This window comes from Desulfotomaculum sp., assembly GCA_003513005.1.
Classification (GTDB): Bacteria; Bacillota; Desulfotomaculia; order Desulfotomaculales; family Nap2-2B; genus 46-80.
Genome location: DOTD01000043.1, coordinates 1 through 10,967, shown reverse-complemented (window position 1 = coordinate 10,967; position 10,967 = coordinate 1). Strand labels below are relative to the sequence as shown.

9 protein-coding genes are annotated in these 10,967 nt (G+C 48.9%); 8 read left to right on the top strand and 1 reads right to left on the bottom strand.

Translation table 11 applies throughout. The features are described 5' to 3' along the window. The first annotated feature begins 134 nt into the window (after nt 1-134). The 8 genes from DEH07_05270 to DEH07_05235 all read left to right on the top strand — a co-directional run bounded on the left by DEH07_05270 (nt 135) and on the right by DEH07_05235 (nt 10,563). Entirely contained in the window at nt 135-605 is a 471-nt protein-coding gene (locus DEH07_05270; GenBank protein ID HBY03948.1) for a GNAT family N-acetyltransferase, read from the top strand. Nucleotides 606-850: 245 nt separating this feature from the next. After that, nucleotides 851-1,381, top strand: coding sequence for a hypothetical protein (locus DEH07_05265; GenBank protein HBY03947.1), 531 nt, complete (start codon nt 851-853; stop codon nt 1,379-1,381). Continuing rightward, complete coding sequence (locus DEH07_05260) at nt 1,372-2,004, top strand: hypothetical protein (protein ID HBY03946.1); 633 nt, start codon at nt 1,372-1,374, stop codon at nt 2,002-2,004. The genes DEH07_05265 and DEH07_05260 overlap by 10 nt, the downstream gene beginning before the upstream one ends. A gap of 77 nt (nt 2,005-2,081) precedes the next feature. Continuing rightward, on the top strand, nt 2,082-3,944 hold the full coding sequence (locus DEH07_05255; GenBank protein ID HBY03945.1) for a spore germination protein: 1,863 nt from the start codon (nt 2,082-2,084) through the stop codon (nt 3,942-3,944). Next, the gene (locus tag DEH07_05250; protein ID HBY03944.1) at nt 3,889-5,049 is read left to right on the top strand and encodes a hypothetical protein; all 1,161 of its coding nucleotides are present in this window, start codon (nt 3,889-3,891) and stop codon (nt 5,047-5,049) included. The genes DEH07_05255 and DEH07_05250 overlap by 56 nt, the downstream gene beginning before the upstream one ends. Then, nucleotides 5,039-6,331 (top strand): hypothetical protein, encoded by a 1,293-nt coding sequence (locus tag DEH07_05245; GenBank protein HBY03943.1) that lies wholly within the window; start codon nt 5,039-5,041, stop codon nt 6,329-6,331. The genes DEH07_05250 and DEH07_05245 overlap by 11 nt, the downstream gene beginning before the upstream one ends. 198 nt (nt 6,332-6,529) lie before the next feature. After that, nucleotides 6,530-7,720, top strand: a complete 1,191-nt coding sequence (locus DEH07_05240; protein HBY03942.1) for a hypothetical protein — start codon at nt 6,530-6,532, stop codon at nt 7,718-7,720. 200 nt (nt 7,721-7,920) lie between these two features. Beyond that, nucleotides 7,921-10,563: a valine--tRNA ligase gene (locus DEH07_05235; protein ID HBY03941.1), complete on the top strand. Its 2,643-nt coding sequence runs from the start codon at nt 7,921-7,923 to the stop codon at nt 10,561-10,563. A 152-nt stretch (nt 10,564-10,715) separates the two neighbouring features. On the opposite strand, the gene DEH07_05230 is transcribed toward DEH07_05235, so the two are convergent. After that, nucleotides 10,716-10,967 (bottom strand): transposase (locus DEH07_05230; protein ID HBY03940.1); only part of this gene is annotated, 252 nt, incomplete at its 5' end.

The following is a 10,967-nucleotide window of genomic DNA, read 5'->3' as shown; positions in this document are numbered from 1 at the left end:
ACCGCAGAATGTAGTACCTAATTTTTTTCGATGGATCGAGGCTGCAAGGGGAGTTCGGGGTTTTGGAGGGGAAGGTTGGGCTAACCAAATACCTTACTGACCATTACATAATGAATCTTTAAGTGATTTGCATCATGGAAGGAGAAAATATGTTTACCGTAAGTAAAGCCGGAAAGAAAGACATTGAGGAAATGAGTTTGTTATTGCAGGAGCTTTTTACGCTGGAGAAAGATTTTACTCCCGATTGGCACAAACAACGGCAGGGACTGGAATTCATTTTGGAAAACTCCCACTACGGTATTCTTTTATTGCTCAAAAAAGAGAAAGAAATCTTGGGCATGGCCAATCTTTTAGTAACCGTGAGCACGGCGACAGGGGGCAAGGTTATTTTATTAGAAGATTTTATTATTAAAAAAAGTACAAGAAGAAAGGGTCTGGGCAAGTATTTTTGGGGGGAAATAAAGAAGCTGGCCCAAAAAGAAGGCTATGCTAGAATTACTTTACTGGTTGATAAAGATAATCGGCCTGCCCAGGGGTTTTACCTTTCCCAGGGCTTTAAAAAATCAAATATGGACTGCTGGCGTTACTATCTGCATCAATCTTAAAGAGACGCAATCTTCAATTGCAGGCATTTATAAGTTCGAGCATCAAAATTCCGGGGGCATAAAGGTCAACCCGACCCAAAGCGTAATCCTCAAAATTATGCCTGTGATTCTAAAATAGACCAAACAAGGAAGCAAAAAGAACGTCCCTTATGCTTGTGTCAAAAACATAATTGTGAAAAAGGGGGGTAAAAGAAGAGGGCAGCTTCAACGGCTAACACCTCCGGGGAAATCCGGCGGCCGGGCGGATGTCTCTGGCTTATGATGTCTTGGTCAAGGCGGTCAAAGCGATCCCCAAAGAGAAACTTACAGACCCCCTTGCCAAAGCGCTTGAAGCCGACTTCAAAACCGATGTCCTCTATCGAGTCAAAGCCCAGGAAGGGGACAGCAAACTTACACTGCTTCTAAACCTCTGCCAGGAAGCCCTGATGATACTGGGAGCACAGCAGGAGTCGGAAGAAGCGAGGATTCTCAAACGTTTTCTGGCCGAACAATCCACAACTGCAACTGAAAGCGGCAAACTGACACCTAAGCCCCAAAAGGAAATCACCTCCGGTTCCCTCCAGTCAGCGTATGATGAAGATGCCACCTATCGCAAGAAAGGGAATGTGAGCCAAAGCGGTTATGTGCTGGAAATATCCGAAACCTGTGACAAGAAAAACCCCTTTCAGCTCATTACCGATTACACCGTTGCTCCCAACAATACCAGCGATGTGGAAATCCTGCAGACCGTCTCCAGGGGATACGCGAAAACACCGGTTGTACCGACATGTATGTAGATGGCGGCTTCCACTCTGAGGATGTTCATCAAACCGCAGAAGAAAACGGAATAGAAATCCACCTCACCAACATGAGCGGAACGGAGCCTGCGAAGAAAATTCCCGTAACCGAATTTGACATGGCTGAAACCACCAATGTGATTAATAAATGTCCGGGAGGGTACGTTCCTAAACACGCCGGGGTCAGCGGAGGACAAACAGTAGCTCACTTTCCTCATGAGGCCTGCGCCAACTGCGAGTTTCGTGAACAATGCTACAGTAAAAAGCAAGCCAAGGATTGCGTTGTCCGCATTAACCTCAAGACAGTGAATGCCGGCCGGGAACGGGAAAAAATGAAAACAGGCCGCAAAGAGAACACCAGCAAGCGTGCAGGAATCGAAGGAAGCAATTCGGCGTTGAAGCGTGGGGGACTGGACAAGCTTGATGTTCGTGGAAAAGCCAAAAGCACGGTGGTATGCGGATTGAAAGTGACAGTGCAGAACATAAAGCGGTTTGTCTTTATTTTTTGCTTTTTAAGATACTTTATCTCCCCACGAGTACCAGTCCATAGGGTTGTAGGCGCGTTGGAGGAGGTATGGGCGAACAGCCCCGTCCCCATGGCTGTCCCGCGTGGCGCGCCATGATCAGGGTTAAATGTATTTTTCAAGATGGAGTGCAAAGAATATACTCTGTGAGTCTATGCTAAGGAGGATTTAAAACCTTGGCGGAAGAGAAAAAACAGGGTTTCTTTGCAAAGTTGGGTTCGATATTCACCTACCAGCCCCCCGAACACGATACTTTCGTGTTGCCCGAGTTGGGTGACGAGGAAAACTACCGGGCTTCGGCGGAAGATATGGGGCAAGCCGACCTGAAAAATTATATGGACCAGGATGATTTAATGAAGGCGGCTGGTGAAAAGAAAAAGGATGAGAATAAAGATAAAGATGAAAAGGATGAGAAAGAAAAAGAGATTAAAAGACAAACCAGCGCCGGCTTATTAAGAAGAGTCAGGAGCCGGAAAGAACCCAAAGAACCCGAAGAAAATAAGCAAAATGCCTCAAAAGAAGAAACTGGCGTTTCCCCCGACATTAATTTCAGCAGGGAATTGATCAAAAAAGAATTAAACGTTCCCACAAGCGTCGATGTGGTCGTGCGCGACTTTAAGCTGAACGGAAAAGTGGACGCCTTTTTAGTTTTTATAGACGGCATGGCCGACCGTGATGTGATCAACAACTTTATCCTGCGGCAGTTGATGAACCGTAACTTGTACGATAAGTATGAAGGCGGTTCCATGTTTGATTACGTCAAAGAAAACGTTCTGTCTGTACACCAGGTTGCCGATTTAACGGATTACGACAGCGCGATCAACCAGGCGCTGTTCGGAGTTACCGTCCTGTTTATTGACAGGGTCGGAAAATGCCTGGCTGTCGACACGAGAGGCTTTGAGAAAAGGAACATCGACAAGCCTATCATAGAAGCGGTGGTCAAGGGCTCCCAGGAGGCCTTCACCGAAAACCTGAAGACAAGCATGATCCAGATCAGAAGGATTATTAAGAACAAGGACCTGGTCAACGAATTCCTGACTGTCGGCGACTCGGACCAATCCGGAGCCAGTATCATGTATGTCAGGGGGATCACCAACCCCTCGCTGGTTAAAGAGGTTAAGAGAAGGCTGAAAAGCATAAAAGCTGATTTTGTTATGGGCGACGGGATGCTCGAGCAGTTTATCGAGGACGATCCCTGGAAGATTGTGCCCCAGGTCCTCACCACTGAACGCCCTGACCGGGTGGCTTCCCACCTGATGCAGGGGAGGGTAGCTATACTGACTGAAAGCACCCCCCTGGCCATGGTTGTCCCGGCTACGCTTTCAACATTTCTTCACAGTCCCGAGGATGTGCACCTGCGCTGGCAGTTCGGAACTTTTTTGCGTTTAATCAGGGTTTTTGCGGTACTGATAGCTCTTTTGCTGCCCGCTCTTTACATCTCGCTGGTCAACTTCCACCAGGAGATGATCCCTACGGAACTGCTGGTTTCCATCGCTTCTTCAAGGGAGGCTGTCCCCTTCCCAAGTATAGTTGAGCTTTTGCTGATGGAAATATCGTTTGAGCTGATCCGCGAGGCAGGGCTCAGGGTCCCCGGCATAATCGGGACCACCCTGGGAATTATCGGCGCCCTGATCCTTGGCCAGGCGGCTGTTGCGGCCAACATCGTCAGCCCTATCCTGATCATCGTCGTGGCTGTCACCGCGTTGGGGAATTTTGCGATTCCGTCTTACACGCTTGCCTTCGCGGTGAGGATTTTCAGATTTTTTTTTATTGCCCTGGGCGCTTCGCTTGGGTTCTTCGGAATGTCGGCCGGACTCGTCTTGCTCGGAGCCATGATGTGCAGCATAAAGAGTTTCGGCGTCCCCTTCCTTGCTCCGGCGTGGCCAAGGACACAGGATTCCGGAGATTTGATTATCAGAAAGCCTATCTGGAAACGTGAAAGAAGACCCGATGAGTTAAATACCCTTAATAAGATAAAACAGCCTGGGGTTTCCATGGGATGGGTCAAGGGAGAGCCGCCCGCGGGAGAAAAGGAGTAAAAAGGTGCTCAGGGAAGGAAAGATTGGAGTTTTTGAGGCAATAAGCGTTGTTTTAACTTCAATTGTTGTTAAAGTATTCTTTGCCAGCCCCAGGCAGTTGACGGAAACAGTCGGCCCGGCCGGCTGGCTTGTCCATGTGATTGCTGTTTCTGCGGCCCTGGTTGGCTTTCTGTTGATTTCCCTGCTTATGAAAAGGTTTTCGGGACAGGACCTCGTTTCCGTATTAGAAACGGTTTTCGGAAAGATTGCCGGAAACCTGATTAGCCTTATCTTAGCTGCAGTGATTCTTTTTAACGCAGTGTTATTTACCCGTGAGTTTTCGGAAGCTGTCAAGGCATATATTTTCCCGTCTACCCCCCCAAGTATGATTATGATTTTTTTTCTGGCGCCGGTGCTCTTAATGAGCTACCTTGGTTTTGAGAGCCTTGTCAAAACAGTTTCCTCATTCGTCTGGATCATCTTAATTTCTTTTATTAGTATTTTAATACTGTCCGGTCCTCAATATAATTTTTCCAATCTTTTTCCCCTTTTTGACGGAGGAATTGGTCACGTTGCCATAACCGCTCTGAACAGGACCTTAGTTTACGGGGATATCCTCGTTCTAACTGTATTTATCAATTCTCTCCAGGGGTTCGGGCATTTTAAAAAAGCAGGTCTGACAGCCGTTATAATTTCCGGGCTGTTTCTAATTTCCGGCTTTCTGGCCTATAACATGTCTTTCCCAAGATCTGTAGCTTCTGAAAATGCAATTCCAGCATATGCGATAACGAGAGCTATCGAGTTCGGGACATTTTTTCATAGGTTTGATCCCATCTATGTTTTTATCTGGAGCATCAGCGCAATGCTCGCCGTGGGTGTCAATTTATATGCTTTTATAAGCATTTACTGCAAGGTATTCAGGATTGAGGACCAAAAGCCGCTGGTCCTTCCGCTTGGTATAATATTATTCTCAATCGGCATTTTGATGCCCAGCACCACCGTGATTGTCAGCTTGTTAGGATTATTAAGGAGCTCCGGTTGGTCAATTTATTTCGGCATCCCCCTGCTGGCGCTGCTTATCGCTGCAGCCCGCGGCAAGAGAGGAGTAAAGAGTGATGCGCAGTAACCTGATTAAAAAAATAATCCTCGTATTACTTGTTGTCATCATACTGCCTGTTGGCGCGACCGGTTGCTACGACCGCTGGGAGCCGGACGATATTGCCTACGTTTTGGTAATGGGCTTTGACAAGGGTGTAACCGACAGGCTGCGGCTTACCCTGCAGATGGCCAGCTTCAGGGGCGGAGGCGGGAGCAACGGGGAGCAAAAAGACGGCGGGCAGGCTAGCGCTACCGAGACCGTGACTGTGGAATGCCCTTCCGTATATACCGGCATTAATATGGCAAATATAACTACTTCCAGAAAGATATCCATTATGCATACAAAATTTATTATCTTTTCCGAGGAAATGGCCAGATCGGATGACTTTGTAAAAATCATCATGGGCCTGCCTCGTTACAGGGAATTTAGAAAATCAACGCATATAGTTATCTCCAGGGGAAAGGCCGCCGATTTTATCGCGCAAAACAAAACCTTCTTAAGCATGCGCCCGGCCAAAGCCTTTTCGCTGATTCTTTCTCAGCAGGTCAGGGATTCTTTTTTACCCCGGGGGAGGTTTTTTGATTTTTACAATGGCTTGGAATCAGACATTGAAGAACCGGTGGCCATACTGGGCGGAGTCAACCCGCTTAAATTAAAGCAGCCCGGGGAAGGTCAGCGTCAGGAGTCGGTCAGCGGCGGGGAGTACGTTGCCGGTGATGTTCCCCGTCAAGGAGGCGTCAAGAGGGATTTCTTCGGCGCCGCCGTCTTCCGCAGCCCGAAGATGGTCGGCGTCCTTGACGGTGAGGAAACGAGAGCCCTGGGTATGGTGACGGGCGATCTGCGAAGAGGTTTCTTCACAATCAAAGACCCTGAAGCGCCAGATTGCATTGTGGCGCTGGACGTGCGCCCGGCCAGAAGGCCCCAGATCAATGTTAATGTAAAAGGCGACCGGCCTGTTGTAGATCTGACGGTGAGGCTGGAGGGTGAGATTCTGGCCGTGCAGAGCAACGTACACTATGAAGGAAAAGAGAAGAAGGCTGTTTTGGAAAGAGCTTTTGAGAAAGAGATCAGGGAGAGAATGGACAGCTTAGTCGACAAATGCCAGAATGAGTTCCGTTCGGATATCTTTGGTTTTGGCAGGGGCGCCATAACTCACTTTTTTACCGAAAAAGAATGGGACAGCTATAACTGGCCTGAAAAGTTTCCCACCGCGCAGGTAAATACTAAAGTAGACTTTATAATCCGAAGAACCGGCATGCTTTTGAAGGAATCACCCTTTGTCAGTGTAAGGGAGGAGGCTGCGGAATGAGATATGTTAGTTATCTTCTGGTCCTTTACACCATCGGCCGGCTGCTGGGGTTTGCCAGATACAGTTGGACCAAAGGCGACTGGCCGGCAGTAGCCGGCATACTGCTTCTGGCGGCGCTGACTCTGGCTGCGCCTCTCCTGGCCATAATTTTAGTAAGATAATTTTACTTTATTTTCAAACCGGATTGTTTATTTCAAATTGGTTGTTTATGCCCTTAATAAAATGACAGCCAAAAATCTCCGGGGGATGGATCGTAGGAGAATCGCCCTTCGGGGAAAAGGAGTGAAGAGATTGCTCAGGGAGGGAAAGATTGGAGTTTATGAGGCAACCTGCCTTGTTTTAATGGCTATTACGGCCAAGCTTTTTTTCGCCAGTCCCAGGGATTTGGCGGAAATGGTCGGGCCGGCAATGTGGCTTGAGCAATTAGTTGCTGTTTCTACAGCCCTGGTTGGCTTTCTGTTCATTTTCCTGCTGATGAAAAAGTTTCCCGGGCAGGACCTCGTTTCAGTGTTTGAAACGGTTTTTGGAAAAATAGCAGGGAGCGTAATCAGCATTGTTTTAGCTGCAGCAATTCTTTTTAATTCCGTAATGTTTACACGTGAGTTCTCAGAAGCGGTCAAGGTATATATCTATCCGCTTACCCCCCCAAGCATGATCATTATTTTTTTCCTGGTACCGGTTTTGATTATGATCTACCATGGTTTTGAGACTCTTGCCAGAACGGTTTCCTCCTTCATCTGGCTTTACGGAATCAGTATTATAAGTATTTTTATATTGGCTGTGCCTCTGTATAAATATTACAATCTTTTTCCTCTCTTTGACGGGGGAATTGAGCATCTTGCCATAATAGGCATAAGAAGGAGCACCGCTTACGGGGATATTCTGATTCTGGCGTTATTTATCAATTCCCTCCAGGATATTGAGCGTTTCAAAAAGGGGGGCCTGGCAGCCGTTCTTTTTTCCGGGCTGCTTCTTATTGCCGGCTTTTTGGTTTTAGATTTATCTTTTCCCAATAGTGTACTAGAAGAACAAACTATTCCCGTGCTGGCGTTAACCAGGGCGATCGAGTTTGGAACGTTCTTTCATCGGTTCGAGTCAGTCTATATTTTTCTATGGAGCATCAGCGCAATTCTTGCCGCAGGCATTAACTTATATGTTTTTACAAGCATCTACTGCAAAGTATTCAGGATTAAAGACCAAAAACCGCTTGTCCTTCCACTGGGAATAATAATTTTCTCCATAGGCCTTTTACTTCCCAGTATGACTGTGATTGTCGACCTTTTAAAGCTGATGTGGAACTACGGCTCTCTTATATATTTCGGTATCCCCATTCTAGCGCTGTTTGTCGCAGTGATTCGCGGCAAGAAAGGAGTTAAGACCAGTTCATGAAGCAAGAGACGGTTCTCCTTGCTTTCTTATCAGCCAGCTGAGATTTTGGGTTTGCAAAATGAGCACGAAGGCAGTTGACCTTACTAATACAAGATTATTTTCAGGATATAACTTGTCCTAATAAAGTTGACACTTTTATCCTAAACGGATAACATATTTTAGACGATAGAATAAAATCCGGAAAGGGAAGGAATTTTTTAATGCCCGAACAAATGGCCACGACTTACGATCCCGGGCTGGTCGAAAAGAAATGGTACCGCTTCTGGGAAGAAAATAAATTTTTTCACGCCAGGATTGATCAAGAAAAGAAACCCTTCTGCATTGTCATGCCCCCGCCCAACGTAACCGGGCAGCTGCACATGGGACATGCCCTGGACAACACTTTACAGGATATCCTAACCCGCTGGCGCCGCATGCAGGGGTACAACGCCCTCTGGCTGCCGGGCACTGACCATGCCGGCATAGCCACCCAGGCCAAGGTGGAGGAACAACTAACCAGCGAGGGAACGTCCAGGACTGAACTGGGCAGGAAGAAATTCCTTGACCGCGTATGGGCCTGGAAAGAAAAATATGGCGGGCGCATCACCCAGCAGCTACGCAGGCTGGGATCTTCCTGTGACTGGGACCGCGAACGGTTTACCATGGACGAGGGCTGCTCAAAGGCGGTCAGGGAAGTCTTCATCCGGCTTTATGAGCAGGGCTTGATTTACCGCGGCTACTATATAGTCAACTGGTGCCCCAGATGCCATACAACTATTTCCGATATCGAGGTGGAGCACCTGCCGGTGCCGGGACACCTGTATTATATAAAATATCCCGCCAAGCGCGGCGGGAAAAGCGTAATCATTGCCACCACGCGTCCGGAAACAATGCTTGGAGACGTGGCTGTGGCGGTCCACCCCGACGACGAGCGCTTTAAAAGCATAGTCGGGGAGACGCTGCTCCTCCCCCTAGTCGGCCGGGAAATGCCTTTGATCGCCGACGAGTACGTTGACAGGGAGTTTGGGACCGGTGCTCTCAAAATAACTCCAGCCCACGATCCCAACGACTTCGAGGTCGGCAAAAGGCACGACCTGGACTCGCCGCAGGTGATCGGGCCCGACGCGGCAATGACGGAAGACGCGGGAGCGGCTTACCGGGGCATCGACCGCTGGGAATGCCGCAAGCGCATTGTCAAAGACCTCGACGAACAGGGATACCTGATCAAAATCGAGGACCATGAACATGCCGTAGGCCACTGCTATCGCTGCCACACGATTATCGAGCCGATGCTTTCCCGGCAGTGGTTTGTGAAGATGGAGCCCCTGGCCAAACCGGCCATTGAGGCCGTCCGGGAAAACAGAATCGTTTATATTCCCGAGCGCTTTGCGAGAATTTACTTGAACTGGATGGAAAATATACGGGACTGGTGCATCTCCAGGCAGCTCTGGTGGGGGCACAGGATTCCCGTCTGGTACTGCCAGCAGTGCGACAATATAATTGCGGCGCCCGAAGATCCTGAAAGCTGTCCGCGCTGCGGGAGCAAAGACCTGGAACAGGACCCCGACGTGCTGGACACATGGTTCTCTTCCGCCCTCTGGCCCTTTTCCACTCTGGGCTGGCCGGAACAGACCGAAGATCTCAAATACTTTTACCCGACTTCGGTTATGGTCACGGGCAGGGATATTATCTTTTTCTGGGTGGCCAGGATGATCTTCAGCGGGCTGGCCTTTATGAACGAGGTCCCCTTTCGCGAAGTTTTTGTCCACGGGCTAGTCATGGACGCTCTGGGGCGTAAAATGAGCAAGTCTTTGGGTAACGGCGTCGACCCCATCGATGTAATCGAAGAATACGGCGCGGACAGCCTGCGCTTCATGCTTGTTACCGGAAACACCCCGGGCAACGACCTGCGCTTCCATTTTGAGAGGCTTGACGGGGCGCGCAACTTCGTCAACAAGATCTGGAACGCCTCACGTTTTGTGATTATGAATTTACAGGATTTCGATCCCGGCGCCAATCCGTCGGATAAGTCGTATACACTGGCCGACAGGTGGATTTTAAGCCGTTTTCAGGACACGGCTTCCAGTGTGACGGCCTGCCTGGAAAACTACGAACTGGGAGAAGCGGCCAGAATTATCTATGAGTTCACCTGGAACGAATTCTGCGACTGGTACGTGGAGCTGTGCAAATCAAGGCTTTACGGTAAAGACAGCGCGGCGCGGCAGACAGCCCAGCACGTGCTGGTCAGGGTCCTGAAAGGGACACTGGAACTCCTGCACCCCTTTATGCCTTTTATAACTGAAGACATCTGGCAGCGCCTGCCCCATCAGGGAGAAACCATCATGAAAACTTCCTGGCCGGAGTTTGAAGAGAACTTGCGGGATCCCGGCGCCGAGTCGGGGATGTTCGACCTGATGGAGATTACCCGTTCGATCCGGCGCTTAAGAAGTGAAATGAACGTCCCGCCGGGCAAAAAAGCCGCTATTATCCTGCTTGCGCCACAAGATACGAAGAATTTCCTCGGCAGCTGGTCTTCCTATCTTGAACAGCTTGCAGCCTGCCGTGTGGAAGTTTCCTCAAACTTGAATCAAAAACCCGCCAGGGCCGTCCACGCGGTCGCCAGAGGCGTGGAGATCTTTATGCCCCTGGAAGGCTTGATCGATATTGAGAAAGAGATCGCCCGGCTGGAAAAGGATCTGCTGGCCAGCGGGAAGGACCTCCAGCGGGTACAGGGCAAGCTGAACAACGAGAGCTTCCTGAAAAAAGCCGCCCCTGAGATAGTTGAAAAGGAAAGAGCAAAAGAAGGCGAACTTAAAAAAGCCATGGAGGCCGTCAACGAACGGCTGGAGATCTTGAAAAGCTAGCGAAGCAAGGGGACGTTAGCGCATTTTGCTTCCTGAAGCAAGGGGACGTTCATTTTGCTTCCTTGTTTGGTGAGGGCAATGCCTTAACCCAACTTTCCCCTCCAAAACCCCGAACTCCCCTTGCAGCCTCGATCCATCGAAAAAATTAGGTACTACATTCTGCGGTGCAAAACCGTATGTTTATTTTTCAGAGGGTCCTTGATCCCAAGTTTCTTATAGATATCCCGTTGCTCTGGTTCCGGCTGGCTGGATAACCGGATACTGTAAATCTTGTTTTCCTCTCCATGTAAAATTATTGTACTTCTGGTGTGTGTGCAAAGAATCTTTTTAATCGTTGACCATTGACGTGTATCTCCTTGTTCCCGTAAACCTGCCTCAATACCAATAAGTAAATGATAAGCCAG

What these genes read in the sequence shown, in the direction of transcription:
- DEH07_05270 (HBY03948.1), top strand. Translation starts at nt 135, where the DNA reads ATGGAAGGAGAAAATATGTTTACCGTAAGTAAAGCCGGAAAGAAAGAC.
- DEH07_05265 (HBY03947.1), top strand. Translation starts at nt 851, where the DNA reads ATGTCTCTGGCTTATGATGTCTTGGTCAAGGCGGTCAAAGCGATCCCC.
- DEH07_05260 (HBY03946.1), top strand. Translation starts at nt 1,372, where the DNA reads ATGTATGTAGATGGCGGCTTCCACTCTGAGGATGTTCATCAAACCGCA.
- DEH07_05245 (HBY03943.1), top strand. Translation starts at nt 5,039, where the DNA reads ATGCGCAGTAACCTGATTAAAAAAATAATCCTCGTATTACTTGTTGTC.
- DEH07_05235 (HBY03941.1), top strand. Translation starts at nt 7,921, where the DNA reads ATGCCCGAACAAATGGCCACGACTTACGATCCCGGGCTGGTCGAAAAG.